This is a genomic window from Desemzia sp. C1, from assembly GCF_020882875.1.
Taxonomy (GTDB): domain Bacteria; phylum Bacillota; class Bacilli; order Lactobacillales; family Carnobacteriaceae; genus Desemzia; species Desemzia incerta.
In genome coordinates this window covers 1-16,195 of record NZ_JAJIZP010000003.1, presented here as the reverse complement: position 1 = coordinate 16,195, position 16,195 = coordinate 1, and the positions used below count along the sequence as shown (strand labels likewise).

The following is a 16,195-nucleotide window of genomic DNA, read 5'->3' as shown; positions in this document are numbered from 1 at the left end:
ATCTCCGTAATTGACTCAATTACTCTATAAACATATCATTAGCCAAATATGACAAAAGTTTGTACAATGAATTTGTATCAAGAAACCAAGCAAAATAAAAGGAGGAAATTCATTTTGAGCAAGTTTGTAGAAGGAAGTTATCTATCTATAGAAGAAGCACAGAAAGCAATTGACGTCCTAGTTTCGCAAGGGTATTCTGAAAATGACATTACTTTAGTGACCAATCAATCGGTGAAAGATTCTCTTTCTCTCGATACTGATGTAGAGGTTACAACAGATTATGATGAAACGTCTAATGGAGATACTGGCAATGACGACAAGTCGATGTGGGACAAAATAAAAGATGTCTTTACAGTAGACTCTTATGATGAGTCATCCTACGATTCTCCTGACTATAATCGAGATGAAGATGTTCTATACAACTACAAAGAGGATATCAACAACGGGAACATTGTGGTGTTAGTAGAAGACAATCCTAATATTGATAGAACTACAGTGGATACTACCTATAGTGAAGGAGATACGTTAGACACTTCTAACCCTAGTGCAGTTCCTCCAATCGTAGATCCTACTCCGGTTCCAGGAGAAGGAATTTCTCCATTACCAGGTGATGGAATAGTAGATCCTGCCCCAGATCTTGGAACAGATGACACTTTAAACAATGATGTGGATCATACGATTGATCCCGTTCCAACAACTGACCGTTCTGTAACAGATGAAGAAAAAATTACTCTTCAAGAAGAAAGATTAGATGTAGACACCAATGAAGTCCAAACAGGTGAAGTACATGTTAAGAAAAATGTCACAGAAGAAACGAAAACAGTAGAAGTACCTGTTCGACATGAAGAAGTAACGATTGAAAAACGCCCTGTTTCAGGAAACGAACCTGCTGACGGAACTATCGGCGATGAAGAAATCTCTATTCCAATCACTGAAGAACAAATTGAAGTCACCAAACGTCCTGTTGTGACAGATGAAGTTGTCATTAATAAGGAAACCAAAGAAGAAACCAAAGAAGTTTCAGAAACTGTACGAAAAGAAGTTTTAGATGTGGATACTCAAGGTGACGTTACTGTAGACAATGATGATGATTTAACCAACAGACCTTAGAAATAACGGCAAATAAAAAAGTGAGGCATATGCCTCACTTTTTTATTTTGTCTTTTTGTCTATGAACTAAAGTACTCATTGGAAAAAACCTATCTAGTTTTTTTTGTTTTCTGGCTCAACTTGTACTTCTCTTACATGTTTTTCAGTTTGTGTAACAGGAGTTTTCGAAGTTTTTGATGATGTAGTTGAAAGTTCAGCAGTATTGTTCGGAAACTGTTTGTTCAGCTCTTGTTCTAGAGTATGAACTTGTTGTTTTAATCCTTCAATTTCAGCATTTTTTCTGATCAACTCTGATTGTGTTTCTTTTTTCGTTTGATCAACAGCTTCTTCTTTAGTTTTATCAGCAATCCGAATTTTGTCTTCGTGATCTCTCAGCTTCTCATTTTTTTCATGCAATTTTTCTTTACTCTTCTTTTCTTTTGAAAGCATGATCAACCAACCAGCAATCAAACCAGCTACTAACAAACCTGTCATGATGGCCCATAACGGCGGATTGAATTCTGTGAAACCTAAATTCAGCATTACCATCGAATCTAAATTCAAAAAAATCAAACCGGCAGCCAAGAGAACCAACACGATTCCTATAGCAAGACCCACTTTACTTCCTCCCCTCATTCATTCCTCTATTCGACATTCAAACCCCTAATATTTTCTAACCGTTAAACTTAAGGTTTTTCCACTTCTGCTGTTTGATCAGCTTCGACTTTACCTTCTTCAACTTTTACTTTTACTTCTTCCGCTGTTTCTTTTGCAGTATCCACTACAGTACTAGCATCGTTTTTCACTTGTCCAGCAGTTTCTTGAACTTGACCTTTTACATCTTCAAAGCCGGCTTTTAACGTTACTTTGATGTCGTCTGAAGTATCTTTTGCAACCTGCTGCAAATCAGAGCCTTTTTCTTTTGCCATGTTTGTGTAATCCATAGCTCTGTCTCTTGCATCTTCTTTCTTTTGCATCAATTCTACGCGTAATTCTTTCCCTGATTTTGGAGCATATAACAATCCTATTGCAGCACCGATTAAAGCACCTTTAAGAAATGAACCAATTTTTGTCATACTAATTCCTCTTTTCTATAATATGATAATTTTTATCCTAATTATATTATACGTTATTCTTTTCGTTTGCTAAACAATAACGCCCTGAGCAGACATTATTTTATTTTCAACCATAAAAAAACTTAGACGGGCCTGAATTCAGACAAATCTAAGTTTTGTTTTTTATTCAATTTAGAGGCCAAAACCTTTAGAATGATCTTTTTCACCTATTGCGTTTTTTGCTGCATCCATCAGTTCTTGGCGCTCTTTTTCGTTGATCTTGCCGTCCTCTTTAGCTCGTTCAAAATCTTTCATTAAGTCACCAATCTGCGCTTTATCAACACTTTTAAGCTTCTGTTTCAATTCATCAAATTTTTGATTCATCATTAGCCTCCTAAAAGTTTTTTTAGTCCACTATTTTTACTACATTAATAGAATAAAAAAATTCGGTCGAAATCGCAACTTATATGCTTGATGAGTTTGTGTCAAGTTTTTCTCGAGCGTCCTATTACTCCGCTAGTTTAGGCACTCTATTTTTGTACACTTGTCAGCTACCGCACGGCTCCGCCGCTTGCTGGCCCATCTTTTGGAAGAACGTTCCTAAAACCAGGAACCTTCTCCCAAAAGACAGGAATTAACGAAAACTTTTGATTAATTGTCCTATTGCCGATGAATGAGAGGCATATAATGGAATCGTCCCATTCTTTGCACCAACTGATTGCCGTGTTTTCTCATGCAATAACGACGATAAACGAACCGTTTGTTTCAACTTGCGTTGTTGCCGAGTACTTCTATTTTGCTGATGAAGATAGGCTTCGCGTAAGGTGTGATTGAACATGCCTTGTTTTACTTTTACCATAGCTTCACAGCCTTCTGCGCTCCAATGCATCCCACGTTTTTTCATTCGAAAAGAAATATGCCGTTGATTCGACTCCATTGCGCCTAAACCTCTTGCGTCCTTCGGCACTTGTTCTGCTTTTTCACGCCAGTCGAAAATCCGATCCCAATTCCGTAATACGTATGTTCTGAACGTATTCAATTTTTCCACTGCCGGTGTCTCGTCTAATGTACTTTCATACGTATCCAACCAAATAGTTAATTCATCTAAATCATGCGTTTTTAATGCTTGACGGACATGCTGTTTAAAAACGTTAGTTTGCGATCCAAACGCGCGGTTTAAGCCTTGGAAGACATGATAAGAGTCTAGTTGATTTAAAACAGGATAGTTCGATTGAGAAAAAGCTTCTTGGAATTTGTCTGCGGTATACCCTTGTCCACCGTCACTATTGGTAATGATTTGAGCTTGCTGTAAGGCATAATGATTCGCTGTAAAAGCTTGGACTTCTGCCCAAAAACCAGCGGTTTTTTTAGTCGTCATGATGGCTTTAGGTTCTTTTAAAGAAACGCGCTTTCCGTTTTTCTCCCAGCCTTCGTAAAGGATGGCATGACGAACTTCTAAGCTTTTTTTCTTTTCTGTCCCACGTACAAAAACCCCATCCGCTTCGGCGTAAAAATAGTCCACCTTTTTTCCTTCGGGCAACTCCGTGGCTTCTTCTAGTTCCAATACATTTTCTTCATCCTCACGTGATTGTGCTGCTCCAACGCGTTTAAGAAGACTGCCGACTGTTTGATGACTCAGCGTAATGGCCGTCCATTCGTTTAGAATAGCTGCGGTATCTCGATAAGTAGCTTTACTCACCAACTCTGACACTTTTACTTCTACTAGTGGGCTATGGCGTTGATATTTTCGAATGCCTAACCATTCATCTAGTGGATAATGGTTCTGATTATTAGTATCCACCATTAGCGTACGCCGGTACCGAACGGGACCGAAAATAAATTGAACCGTTTTCCAATCTGCTCGTTTTACTTTCCAACCTTCACGTTGTTTTTCCTCTTTGATCACTTCGTTGAAGTTCGACAAAATCTGACCCATTAACTGAGCGAACACATCATACATATAGCCTTGAATCGCTTCTTCTGTTTCTATTAAGTTGCTTGAATCCTTTATTATTTGATAAACCTTTGATATAATCTTATCCATAAGAAGGCCTCTTTCATTTATGTATTTGCCCTGCAAAGCATACATTTATGATAAAGTGCCTTCTTTCTTTTTTCCAGTAAAATTATTGGCTCTCGAGAACTATTTTACACATACGCTTGATGACTTTTTCCTACAATCCGCTCACAGGAACAAATAATTTTTCTTGCATCACATCGTACCACAACTGATACCCATCTCCATTAGGATGGACATGATCTGTTAGAATCTCTTCAACAGATTTATGCTGATTGTTCAATTCCTGCATCATTAATTCATAAATGTCAATTAACGGCCAGTTTTGTTCTTCAATGAATGCACTGACAGCTTTATTGTACTGATCATAAGTCAATTTTCCATCAGCCAGTAACACATCATTAAAAATGGTAGGATTCGCAGTAGTGAAGATGACTAACGTATCCGGAAGTTCTCTAGTAAAGGTCTCCATGATCCACTGGATATCTGCTGTAGTCTGCACCAATGGATTCTGTGGGTATCGATTATTGTTGATTAAACACAACTCAAAAATAATCAAATCCGGTTCAGCTTCTACCACAGGCCAAATTTTATTCTTTTCAATCAAATCCGACGTACTGTACCCACTGTATCCATAATTGTGAACAGAGACTTGAATGTTATTATGAGCGTTCAAATGACGCTCCAGTAACTCTCCCCAAACCGGTTGGCTTTCAGTAGCACCCAACCCCTTCGTTACACTGCTGCCTAAAACTACAATGTCCATTTCTCCATCTCTTTGAGTGACAAATTCAGCACGGTCTCGGATGCTTTCGCGTTGATAGACATCTGAAGTCATATACTCAGTCGTCAACCGGGCTTGTTTTTGATTATTTCTCATTTCAACAAATAGAAAAATCCCACTGATGAATAGCACTGAGCCTACACTGAGTAAAATCATTTTGACTCGCCCTTTTATTTTCATTTTTACCACACCCTAGTCCTTTAACTTACGTGCAGTATATCATAGCTGCAACCTTCTAAGTGCGACAATAATATGAAAAAAACAGCTGCTCAAAGTATAATGAGAGCAGCTGTTTTTTCATATGTTATTTACTTTTATTGGGTTTGCCTTCTAGTTCTTTTCCTAGATCGATAATGTATTGACTTAAAGAATCTTTTATTTCAGGATGTGTTAATCCGTATTGGATACTAGTTTGCATAAAGCCGAATTTGTCTCCTACATCGTAACGTTTACCGGTAAAGACGCGAGCAAACACACGTTGAGTCGTATTTAGTTTATCAATAGCATCCGTTAATTGAATTTCATTTCCGGCACCGGGTTTTTGAGTTTCTAGTATATTGAAAATTTCCGGTGTCAATAAGTAACGACCAATGATCGCTAAATTACTTGGAGCTTCTTCTGGTTTAGGTTTTTCAACAAAGTTGCGGACATTGTATAATTTTTTGCCCACTTGTCTTTCAGGATTGATGATTCCGTATTTAGATGTTTCTTCTTTTGGTACTTCCATAACGGCAATATTTGAAGCTTTGTTCTTGTTGTACTCATCAATCAATTGTTTCGTCAATGGTACGTCATCTTCCATCAAGTCATCCCCAAGCATGACCACAAAAGGCTCGTCTCCTACAAAAGCTTTCGCGTGCAAGACCGCATCTCCAAGACCTTTGGGATAAGACTGGCGGATAAAGTGCAATTTGATTTTGGTTGTTTCTTCTACTAACTTCAATAATTCTAGTTTGTTTTTTTCTTTCAAATTTTCTTCCAATTCGATATTGGAATCAAAATGGTCTTCGATAGAACGTTTGCTCTTACCTGTCACCACTAAGATTTCTTCGATTCCAGAAGCCATTGCTTCCTCTACAATAAATTGGATAGTCGGTTTGTCAACGATTGGCAGCATTTCTTTTGCCATCGCTTTTGTTGCAGGTAAAAATCGTGTTCCCAACCCTGCCGCTGGTATGATCGCTTTTCTAACTTTTTTCATTTCGTTCCTCCTAAGTAGTAATAAATTTTCTTTATCATTTATCCGTATTTCTTATGCACTCCTTCAGTATACTAAATTTAGCCTTTTTTTCCTAGTCAGAAAACATATAGGGTGTTCTCTATCATTTAAGTTGCATCCTATAACAATTGCTGGAAAATCCATTTTTGAAAATAGATTGATTTCGAAAATGTAAACGGTTAAAATAATAGCGTATAAAAGGGAGGTTTTACAATGATAAAAGTCACTAGTCCGTTCATGCAAAAAGAAATCATCACTCTTTTAGAGAAGAATGAAGATCCATCTTATACATACATTAAAAAACAAGGCATCCAATTGCACTTTGACACTACTTCTTTAAATGAAACCCAAGCTGCTGACTATGCAAAACAGTTGCTTAAAAAACAAGATTTCGCTAAAGGTATCGCACTGAGCGTAACAATAGATTAAACAAAAAAATAGAGGCATATTATGCGCCTCTACTTTTTTGTATCATTAAAATAATCCAAACAATTTGCTGCGTTTGATTTTTGTAGGTGTCGGAGGCACGATTACGTCTCCATTAATCAAGTCTTTTGTTACTTGATGATACTCTTCTACTTTACGAGCACCGTACTCTTTTTCTAACTTTTCAAAAGCTGCTTTCATATGGAACGAACGTTTAGAAACACTATGTGCATCTGATGCAATGAAATGAACCAAGTTCGCTTCAATCAATTTTTTGCTGACTTGTTGAATCTCTTTTCCAAAGCCGCCTGTATAACTGGCCGCTGTCAATTGAGCTAACGCACCACGTTCAATAAACGGCAGCAGGACATTCGGATCTTTCAAAACTGTATGATTCCGTTCCGGATGAACGATTACCGGGGTAACGCCTGAACGCTGCAATTTAAAAAATAAAGATTCCGTATATGCCGGTATAGATGGCGTTGGAAATTCAATCAACACATACTGTTGTCCTTCGTCGATAAATTGAACTTTTTCCAACTCAATGTCTTCCATAAGTTCTCCATTGATTCGAACTTCTTGTCCAGGAAAAACCGTCAAGGGGATTCCTCTAGCATCTAATTCGTCTTGCACCTCTTCTACTAAAGGTAAAAGGTCTTTTTTTTCAATATCCCAATGTCCATTTTTATAATGAGGGGTTGCCAATATATGGGTGATTCCTTCTTCCACAGCTGTTCTGGCCATGTCCATTGAATCTTCGATCGTTTTAGCGCCATCATCAACACCTGGCAAAATATGGCAATGCAGATCAATCATTCTTCTAACACTCCTTCATGTTCTCTCAGATACCTTTGCTTTTCAGTTTATTATATCGAACTTATCCTTCAGTAGCTAGTCTGTAAAGAAGAATTTAACGGTCCATCAAAAAAAGCTCACGATATTTGTGAGCTTTCCTTGGTGCTGGATAGATACTAGCTGTTTACTGATTACTCCATTTCCATTCCGTCACTTCAGGGATATCTCTTCCTTCTTCGCGAATGTAATCATAGTGTTTTTGCAGCAAATCATCCATCTCTTTCGTGAATCCGTCAGACTTCCATCCCAAACCAACTGAAGCGATCGATTTGGCTAAATTAAAGCGGTCCATCTTATTGACGACTCGCATATCAAACGGAGTCGTCACATCGCCATTTTCTCTATAGCCGTGAACCGTCAGATTTCGATTGTTATGGTCAAAGAACATATTGCGGATCAACCCTTCATAACCATGGAAAGCAAATACAATCGGTGTGTCCTTAGTAAAGTATTCATCAAAAGCTTTATCGCTTAATCCATGCGGTGATTTTTTCTGACTGCGCAACACCAATAAATCCACAACATTGATAAAGCGGATCTTCAATTCTGGAAAGTGTTCTCTTAAAATCGACACCGCAGCCAACCCTTCTAAATTCGGTTCCGTTCCTGCGGTAGCGACGACAACGTCTGGTTCTCCATCATCATTACTTGCCCAGTCGATGATTTTCAATCCCTTCTCAACCAATTCTTCTGCTTCTTCTTTGCTGTAAAATTGAGGTCTGGGATGCTTACTGGATACGATCAAATTGATTTTTTGTGATGATTGAAAAGCTTTGTCCATTACTGCTAGTAGTGTATTGGCATCTGCTGGCAAATATTCTCGAATGTATTCCATTTTTTTCTCTGCTAAGTGAGTCAATATTCCAGGATCTTGGTGAGTATATCCATTATGATCTTGTTGGAATACGGTCGAAGAAGCTATGATGTTTAAAGACGGATATTTTTTCCGCCATTTTAATTCATCCGCTTTACGCAGCCATTTGAAATGTTGGGTCAACATCGAATCGATAACTCGCAAAAAGCCTTCATAGCTGACAAAGAAACCATGTCTTCCAGTCAACGTATAACCTTCCAGCCAACCTTCAGCTTGGTTTTCTGACAACTGAGAATCAATCACTCGTCCGCTGGCGGCTTGGAATTCATCTTCCGGTTCATTGACTGTTTCTAACCATTGCCGATTGGTTACCTCGAATACTCGATTCAAACGATTAGATTTTAATTCATCTGTACTAAATGCCCGAAAATGAGTTGGATTGGCTGTAATGATGTCTCGTACATAACCTCCGAATTCAGTCATGTCTTGAGCATCCTCTTGTCCAGGAACTTTGATATCTATGGCATAATTTCTCCAATTAGGCAACGTTAATGGCTTAGGATCGATTCCCCCATTAGTGATCGGGTTGGCTGCCATTCGTTGATTGCCTTTTGGAGCCAGCTCTTTGATGTCATCCAGCACTGTGCCATTAGCATCAAACAATTCTTCTGGTCGATACGATTGCAACCAGTTTACTAGTGCATCTAGATGCTCTGTATGTTCTGCATCTACCGGTATTGGAACTTGGTGCGAACGGAAAGATCCTTCTACTGGTTCAGTTTCCCATTCTTCTGGTCCTGTCCATCCTTTTGGCGTACGCACGATCAATACAGGCCACACACCTATTTCTGCTTCCGCAGCGTCTTTTTTCCGTGCTTGTTCTTGTATTGAATGAATTTTTTCAATCGCTGTATCCATTTTTTCAGCCATCAATGGATGCACTTTTTCTGGATCAGATCCTTCTACAAAAATCGGGTCCCACCCTAATCCTTTGAAATATTGCGTCAATTCTTCATTTGTCTTTCTAGACAGAATAGTAGGATTAGCAATTTTGTATTCATTCAAATGCAAAATCGGAAGCACTGCCCCATCAGTCACCGGGTTGATAAAAACATTTGAAAACCAAGCAGTGGCTAAAGCCCCAGTTTCAGCTTCTCCATCCCCGATCGTAACAGCAGCAATCACATCAGGATAATCTAAGATTGCTCCTACTCCATGAGACAACGAATACCCCAGTTCTCCTCCTTCATGAATAGATCCTGGCGTTTCAGGTGCCGCATGAGAACCGATTCCGCCTGGAAATGAAAATTGTTTAAACAGTTTCTGCATACCAGCTTCGTCTTGAGTGATTTTAGGATAAATTTCGCTATAACTGCCATCTAAATAAGAATTGGAAACCATTACTTGTCCACCATGACCAGGTCCCTCAATAAAAAACATATTGAGATCATATTTATTGATGACTCTATTTAAATGAGCATAAATCATATTTTGTCCCGGGATCGTTCCCCAGTGTCCGATAGGGTTGAATTTTAAATCACTCGCTTTTAGAGGTGTTCGTAAGAGCGGGTTGTCTTTCAAATACAACTGCCCTACAGAAAGGTAGTTGGCCGCTCGCCACCAAGCATCCACCTTATCCAAATACTCTTTTGAAGAATAGTCTATAGAATGTGCCATTATCAAGACCCCTTTTCACTTTAATATGCTCTTACTATAACGTTTTTGCTGAAAAAGATACAATTATACGAAGTCAGAGACAAGTAAAAGTTTACTTCAATCCCAGCAACTCGACGACTTTATCTTGTTGATTGCTATACTGATTTAGTCGCTCTAATGAAATATCCCGGTCAGCTCGTGTTTCTAACCGAGGAATATCCAAAGCAGCCAGCTCACTTTCTTTTATTGAGATAGCCAAATGTTCCTCTTTTAATTGTTGAATATTGTGAGTGTCTTCTAAAACACTTTCCCGTTCAATCAATACCAGTTTTCTACTTGAAGTAATTGCCTCAGAAATTGTTCCCCAACCTGCTTTGGTAATCACTAGATCGCTCGCTGCAAGGTAATTGTGCGTATCTTGCGTATCTGTTGGCAACTCAATGATTCGATCACTTCCAGTAACCGTTATACCGCTTGTGGTAAATACAGTCCCATAATAATTCTCAACATGAACATGATCTATCTTTACCGCTTTGCCGCAAGAAATAAATAGACTATGACCATACTGTTGTTTCAAATCACTTATTTTACTCCAATCCAATTCTCGAGACAAAAATCCAATAGACTTTCTAGGACAATTAACAGATTCCATGGATAAAGCCAACGCATACTCACCAAACAAATCTAAATGAGAATAAGCTTGTTTAAAAGCCTCAATAATCTCCTGTTGGATATGAAAAAACTCATATTGTTCTACCCAAGTGAAATTAGACAACCCTATGGTTCTCAATTTCAATCTCTCTCCCACTAAAGCTCCTATAGGTGTGATGTCGGTCAGAACACATTTGATAGACATGTCTTTTAACTGCACCACTTCTTCTGCCACAATATTTTCCCAACTAGCTACAAATGGAGTCAATTGCTGTTCGGTTTCTTCCACATCAACCGTTAACCCATTTTGAACAGTTACTAGTCCGATATCTGTTTTTAGATCTTTATACTGCATACGATCAGCAAATTTCTTTAAATAATTTCGGGCAAACTCATTTTGGTACGCACCAGAAACTAAATAAACATAGTCAGATGTTTGTTTCATGATTTCTTCAATAACCGCCAAACTTCTCGTCATATGCCCAAAACCATGAGAAGACACATAAAAAACTACCCATTTTTGTTCCATTTTATCCACTCCTGTCTTAGACAACCTGATAAACCAATACTAGCAAAAGGAAATAGAGAACACAAAAAAATCCCATGAATTCAATCATGAGATTTTTTATTATTTATTCGATTTCAAGTTGTTCTTTTAAAGCTCCCGAAACTGCAGCTAATTCACTATCATCCACAATAGCGTAGTAGATACCGTCAATTTTCGTTCCAGCACCTTCTAATTGAATTTGCTCTACATTTGATACTGCTCCTCTATAGTTATTAAAGATAGAGAGCATGTTATCAAAAGTAAGATTCGTTTGCATATTATTTTCTAACGTTCCTAAAATACCTTGGTAGTTCATAATGGAAGATAAAGAAGCCACTTTGTTCATAGATGCCATAATGATTTGTCTTTGGCGAGCTTGACGACCGTAGTCTCCATTAGGATCATCGTAACGCATACGTGAGTAAGCCAAAGCCGCATTACCATCTAAAGTAGTAGTCTGTCCTTCTGCAAATGAGTATCCATCATAACTGAATGATAATGCCGGTGTAACTTGTACTCCGTCTAATGCATCCACGATATCTTTGACCCCTTGCATATTCACTTCAACATAGTAATCGATTGGAATGTCCAATAGATTTTGAACAGTATTGACAGACATAGACGCTCCACCAAATGCATAAGCGTGATTGATTTTATCCATCGTTCCTCGACCAATGATTTCTGTGTAAGTATCTCTTGGAATACTTACGATAGACGTTTGATTTGTATTCGGGTTGACCGTTAAGACCATCATGGTATCCGATCTTCCTTGTTCCGTACGACCTAAATCTCCCGTATCTACTCCTAGCAATAAGACAGAAAAGGGTTCTTTATTTTTTACTTCGATTGGATCTTCACGTCGTTCCTCTTTATCAACATCTTGATAGATTTCATCTGTTGTACTTGTTACATCGCTATAGACTTTAAACACAAAAACACCGACAGCTAGTAATAAAATCATAAAGATGATTCCGATTCCGCATCCTAGTTTTTTCATGAAGGAAGGTTTTTTCTTTTGAGAAGGTTGTCTTCTTTGACTACGTGTATTGTTATCCATTTTTCTCCTACTTTCAACGTCTGGACGTTTTTAAATAAAAACTAATTCTTTTCTATCATACTATGTTATTTAAAAGTAATCTATACAAATTTGTGACTATTTTACAACAAATTACCTGTCTTTCAGATTAAGAAATCTTGCGGTCGCTCTTCTATTTGTTCAAACGAATAAGCTATTGCCTCAAGGATTCGTTCAGCTGACTCGCCGTCTCCATACGGATTACTTGCCAAACTCATAGATTGGTACACTTCTTCATTCGTTAAAAGCTCTCTTAACGCGCGCTCAACATCTGCTCCGTCAGTTCCTATCAACCTCAAAGTACCTGCATCCACACCTTCAGGACGTTCTGTCGTATCACGCAATACTAAAACAGGTACACCTAGAGAAGGAGCTTCTTCCTGAACACCGCCTGAATCTGTCATGATCAAGTAGCTTCGAGCAGCTATATTGTGAAAATCGATCACACCAAGCGGTTCAATCAAATGGATACGATTATGATTGCCTAACAGTTCAGTAGCCAACTCCTGAACAACTGGATTCAAATGAACAGGATAGACTACCTCAATACTTTCATCTTCTTCGACTACTTTTCGAATAGCTTTAAAAACTCGTGCCATAGGTTCGCCTTGATTTTCTCTTCTATGCATAGTCATTAAGATTAAGCGGCTGTCTTTTTTGATCCTGCTTAATACTTCGTGTGTATAGTCTTCTTTCACAGTTTCTTTAAGAGCATCAATAGCCGTATTTCCTGTAATAAAAATTTTATCTGAAGGTTGGTTTTCTTTTAATAAGTTTTCTTTACTTTGTTCCGTTGGAGCAAAGTAAAGGTCAGCCATGATATCTGTCACTTGTCTATTCATTTCTTCTGGATATGGAGACATTTTATTCCACGTACGTAATCCTGCCTCAACGTGTCCAATCATTATTTGGTTGTAAAAAGCTGACATCCCAGCTGCCAAAGTTGTTGTTGTATCTCCATGCACCAAGACGATATCTGGCTTTGCTTCTTTCATGACTTGGTCTAGTCCCAATAATACATTAGCTGTAATTTCAGATAGCGATTGTTGTTTCTTCATGATATTCAAATCGTAATCCGGTTTGATGTCAAACAAAGATAACACTTGATCCAACATTTCACGATGTTGAGCTGTTACTGTGACAACAGACTCGAACTTATCGGATTGATTTTCCAATGCTAATACAATCGGAGCCATCTTGATAGCTTCCGGTCTCGTCCCAAATATGGACATCACTTTTATTTTACGCAAATTTATCTACTCGCTTTCATTTACTAAATCAATTGAGAAGTATATTCTTCTAGCAAACCCTATTTTACCATACAAATAGTTTGGGCTTAACAAAAAAAGAAGAAACAATAAGATTAAACCTTATTGTTTCTTCTTAAGATTACTTTATTTGACTAATCTGAAATACTCTTTGATCCCATTCGTAATACCATTTGCTAATTTTTCTTGGTAACTGTTTGTTACTAATTTATTTCGTTCAGTAGTGTTGTCAATAAAACCAATCTCTGTCAATACTGCCGGCATACCAGTTTCCCGAAGTACATGGAAATTAGCCTTTTTAGCACCTCTACTTTTTGCTGCTGTATTACTAATCAGTGAATTTTGAATGCTGCTTGATAAAGTATTGCTCTTCAACATTCTATTTCGATCATTCGCAACTAAAGGATTTTTTGCATTTCCTTTTAAGTCATAAGAGAAAGTTTCAATACCACTAGTAATTCCATTAAATGAATTAGTATGAATACTTACAAAGATATCAGCATTCGATATGTTTGCGATTCTTGCTCTTTCAGATACGGCAATAAAAGTATCATTAGTTCTTGTCATAATAACTTCGTACCCAGCTGCTTTTAGTTTGCTTTGAACTTTTTTCGCAACGGATAAATTAAGATCTTTTTCTCTAACGCCAACTCTTTGAGCTCCAGGATCTGATCCACCATGTCCTGCATCAATTACAACGACCTTTTTATTTGGGTCTAATTTTTTCAATGCAGCTTCATCGATCCAACCTAGTTCTTTACCATTGAAAGCAATCAATGCCCATGTTGCACGTCGAGTTTTAGCTTCTTTTTTTACTGTTACTTCAGCACCAAAATACTTGTTAGAGTAATCAGTAGTTTTGTATCCTTCGGTTCCCCACGGCGCTGTGTTTATACTATCAGTAGCTCTTACTATTCTAGCTTTATAGTTAACTGCAGTAGTTGAAATGATTTTTTCAATATCTAAACCTTTTTTATCAACCCATACTTGGCTACCATTCGGCAATTTCACTAATACCCAAGTTGCTCTTCTTGTAATAGCTTCTTTTATTACTGTTATTTCTTTCCCTATGTAATCGTCTGATCTACCTACTGTTTTATATCCTTCAGTTCCCCATGGTGCTGTGTTTAATGTATCTCCAGACCGAGAAAATACAGCTTTATAGTTTGTAGACTTAGAGGACTCTATTTTTTCAATATCTAAACCTTTTTTATCAACCCATACTTGGCTACCATTCGGCAATTTCACTAAAGCCCAAGTTGCTCTTCTTGTAACAGCTTCTTTTATCACTGTTATTTCTTTCCCTAGGTAATCGTCTGATCTACCTACTGTTTCATATCCTTCAGTTCCCCATGGTGCTGTGTTTAATGTATCTCCAGACCGAGAAAACAAAGCTTTATAGCTTACAGATTTAGAGGATTCAATTTTTTCTACATTTAAAGCTGCTTTGTCTATCCAAACTTGTTTATCATTTGGCAACTTCACTAAAGCCCAGGTTGCCCGATAAGTAACAGCTTCTCTTAATACTGTTACTTCTTGATTCAAATACTGTTCCGATCTACCAATAGTTTTAAAATTTTTTGTTCCCCATGGCTCTGTATTTAATGTATCTCCAGATCGACTAATCAAAGCTTTATAACTAACATTTTTTGTAAAGTCAATAGAATCATAAACTTTCAAAGCTTTTGCATCAATCCATCCCAAATTTCTTCCGTTTAAAGAAATTAATAGCCATTCAGCTCTTCTTGTTGTTGCCTCTTTTAATACATTAACCTCTTGTCCCAAGTAATCATCGGATTTAGCGACCGTTTGATAACCTTCTGTACCCCATGGTACTGTATTTATGGTATCACCCGCTCTATTTAATATACCCTTGTACTTGACATCTTTTGTGGATACTATCTTTTCTATATTTAATCCTTTTTTATCAATCCATAACTGTTTACCGTCTGGTAAATCCACTAAAGCCCAAGTTGCTCTTCTTGTAACGGCCTCTTTAACAATTGTTACTTCTTTTCCAACATACTTATCAGACTTACCAACTGTTTGATAACCTTCTGTACCCCATGGTGCTGTGTTTAATGTATCTCCAGATCGACTAATTAAAGCTTTATAATTTATTGCTTTAGATGATTCAATTTTTTCTACGTCTAAAGCCGCTTTGTCAATCCACAATTGTTTGCCATTTGGTAACCTTATTAAAGCCCAGGTCGCTCTTCTTGTAACGGCCTCTTTTAATACTGATACTTCTTTCCCAATATAATTATCTGATCTATCTACTGTTTGGTATCCTTTAGTTCCCCATGGCGATGTATTTAATGTATCTCCAGAACGACTAATCAAAGCTTTATAATTAGTTACTTTCGAGGAACTAATCTCATCATAAATGCTTAACCCGTTTTCTTCTATCCAACCTAATTGCTCACCATTTAAATAGAGCATTATCCAAGTTGAACCATTCTTTGTTCTGCTTTCTTGAGTAGCAACAACATCCTTATTAAAGTATTCAGCAGATGATGCAACTACACTAGAATTTTTTGTTCCCTTAGGTGCAGTGTAAATTCCATCAGTAACTCCATTAATATATGCGTTATAGTCTTTAATATTTGTTGTCGAAATAATTTCATCGTATGAAAGATTTTTAATTTTTTCTAAATCATCTTTACCATTAACTTCCTTATCATCGAATTGAGTTAAGTCATATGTGTCAATTATTAGGTTTAATTTCTGTCCATAAGT

Annotated in this window: 14 protein-coding genes; 2 read left to right on the top strand and 12 right to left on the bottom strand. The window is 37.5% G+C overall.

Annotated elements, in window-relative coordinates; translation table 11 throughout:
• Nucleotides 1–114: 114 nt before the first annotated feature.
• Nucleotides 115–1,110, top strand: a complete 996-nt coding sequence (locus tag LMF32_RS00480; protein WP_230523466.1) for a YsnF/AvaK domain-containing protein — start codon at nt 115–117, stop codon at nt 1,108–1,110.
• A 93-nt stretch (nt 1,111–1,203) separates the two neighbouring features.
• Here LMF32_RS00480 and LMF32_RS00475 read toward each other — a convergent pair whose 3' ends face one another.
• The 6 genes from LMF32_RS00475 to galU form a co-directional block, all read right to left on the bottom strand.
• Nucleotides 1,204–1,707: a lipopolysaccharide assembly protein LapA domain-containing protein gene (locus tag LMF32_RS00475; RefSeq protein ID WP_230523465.1), complete on the bottom strand. Its 504-nt coding sequence runs from the start codon at nt 1,705–1,707 to the stop codon at nt 1,204–1,206.
• Between the two features lie 68 nt (nt 1,708–1,775).
• Nucleotides 1,776–2,165 carry a YtxH domain-containing protein gene (locus LMF32_RS00470; protein ID WP_230523464.1) on the bottom strand — a complete coding sequence of 130 codons (390 nt, stop codon included), beginning with the start codon at nt 2,163–2,165 and terminating at the stop codon, nt 1,776–1,778.
• Nucleotides 2,166–2,336: 171 nt separating this feature from the next.
• Entirely contained in the window at nt 2,337–2,528 is a 192-nt protein-coding gene (locus LMF32_RS00465; protein ID WP_230523463.1) for a hypothetical protein, read from the bottom strand.
• Between the two features lie 250 nt (nt 2,529–2,778).
• Nucleotides 2,779–4,188: an ISLre2 family transposase gene (locus tag LMF32_RS00460; RefSeq protein ID WP_230523462.1), complete on the bottom strand. Its 1,410-nt coding sequence runs from the start codon at nt 4,186–4,188 to the stop codon at nt 2,779–2,781.
• 130 nt (nt 4,189–4,318) lie between these two features.
• Nucleotides 4,319–5,125, bottom strand: coding sequence for an SGNH/GDSL hydrolase family protein (locus tag LMF32_RS00455; RefSeq protein ID WP_230523461.1), 807 nt, complete (start codon nt 5,123–5,125; stop codon nt 4,319–4,321).
• A gap of 124 nt (nt 5,126–5,249) precedes the next feature.
• Nucleotides 5,250–6,146, bottom strand: a complete 897-nt coding sequence (gene galU, locus LMF32_RS00450; RefSeq protein WP_230523460.1) for a UTP--glucose-1-phosphate uridylyltransferase GalU — start codon at nt 6,144–6,146, stop codon at nt 5,250–5,252.
• Between the two features lie 231 nt (nt 6,147–6,377).
• Between galU and LMF32_RS00445 the strand changes: the two genes are divergently transcribed.
• The gene (locus LMF32_RS00445; protein ID WP_188204438.1) at nt 6,378–6,593 is read left to right on the top strand and encodes a hypothetical protein; all 216 of its coding nucleotides are present in this window, start codon (nt 6,378–6,380) and stop codon (nt 6,591–6,593) included.
• Between the two features lie 45 nt (nt 6,594–6,638).
• On the opposite strand, the gene LMF32_RS00440 is transcribed toward LMF32_RS00445, so the two are convergent.
• The 6 genes from LMF32_RS00440 to LMF32_RS00415 all read right to left on the bottom strand — a co-directional run.
• On the bottom strand, nt 6,639–7,406 hold the full coding sequence (locus LMF32_RS00440; protein ID WP_230523459.1) for a CpsB/CapC family capsule biosynthesis tyrosine phosphatase: 768 nt from the start codon (nt 7,404–7,406) through the stop codon (nt 6,639–6,641).
• Between the two features lie 163 nt (nt 7,407–7,569).
• Nucleotides 7,570–9,924 carry a phosphoketolase family protein gene (locus LMF32_RS00435; protein ID WP_230525052.1) on the bottom strand — a complete coding sequence of 785 codons (2,355 nt, stop codon included), beginning with the start codon at nt 9,922–9,924 and terminating at the stop codon, nt 7,570–7,572.
• Nucleotides 9,925–10,027: 103 nt separating this feature from the next.
• The gene (locus tag LMF32_RS00430) at nt 10,028–11,095 is read right to left on the bottom strand and encodes a glycosyltransferase (RefSeq protein ID WP_230523458.1); all 1,068 of its coding nucleotides are present in this window, start codon (nt 11,093–11,095) and stop codon (nt 10,028–10,030) included.
• Between the two features lie 103 nt (nt 11,096–11,198).
• Entirely contained in the window at nt 11,199–12,170 is a 972-nt protein-coding gene (locus LMF32_RS00425) for an LCP family protein (RefSeq protein ID WP_230523457.1), read from the bottom strand.
• 122 nt (nt 12,171–12,292) lie between these two features.
• Nucleotides 12,293–13,438: a UDP-N-acetylglucosamine 2-epimerase (non-hydrolyzing) gene (gene wecB, locus LMF32_RS00420; protein ID WP_278046241.1), complete on the bottom strand. Its 1,146-nt coding sequence runs from the start codon at nt 13,436–13,438 to the stop codon at nt 12,293–12,295.
• Between the two features lie 144 nt (nt 13,439–13,582).
• Nucleotides 13,583–16,195 (bottom strand): GW dipeptide domain-containing protein (locus LMF32_RS00415; protein ID WP_230523456.1); only part of this gene is annotated, 2,613 nt, incomplete at its 5' end.

What these genes read in the sequence shown, in the direction of transcription:
- LMF32_RS00470 (WP_230523464.1), bottom strand. Translation starts at nt 2,165, where the DNA reads ATGACAAAAATTGGTTCATTTCTTAAAGGTGCTTTAATCGGTGCTGCA.
- LMF32_RS00465 (WP_230523463.1), bottom strand. Translation starts at nt 2,528, where the DNA reads ATGAATCAAAAATTTGATGAATTGAAACAGAAGCTTAAAAGTGTTGAT.
- LMF32_RS00460 (WP_230523462.1), bottom strand. Translation starts at nt 4,188, where the DNA reads ATGGATAAGATTATATCAAAGGTTTATCAAATAATAAAGGATTCAAGC.
- LMF32_RS00455 (WP_230523461.1), bottom strand. Translation starts at nt 5,125, where the DNA reads ATGAAAATAAAAGGGCGAGTCAAAATGATTTTACTCAGTGTAGGCTCA.
- galU (WP_230523460.1), bottom strand. Translation starts at nt 6,146, where the DNA reads ATGAAAAAAGTTAGAAAAGCGATCATACCAGCGGCAGGGTTGGGAACA.
- LMF32_RS00445 (WP_188204438.1), top strand. Translation starts at nt 6,378, where the DNA reads ATGATAAAAGTCACTAGTCCGTTCATGCAAAAAGAAATCATCACTCTT.
- LMF32_RS00440 (WP_230523459.1), bottom strand. Translation starts at nt 7,406, where the DNA reads ATGATTGATCTGCATTGCCATATTTTGCCAGGTGTTGATGATGGCGCT.
- LMF32_RS00430 (WP_230523458.1), bottom strand. Translation starts at nt 11,095, where the DNA reads ATGGAACAAAAATGGGTAGTTTTTTATGTGTCTTCTCATGGTTTTGGG.
- LMF32_RS00425 (WP_230523457.1), bottom strand. Translation starts at nt 12,170, where the DNA reads ATGGATAACAATACACGTAGTCAAAGAAGACAACCTTCTCAAAAGAAA.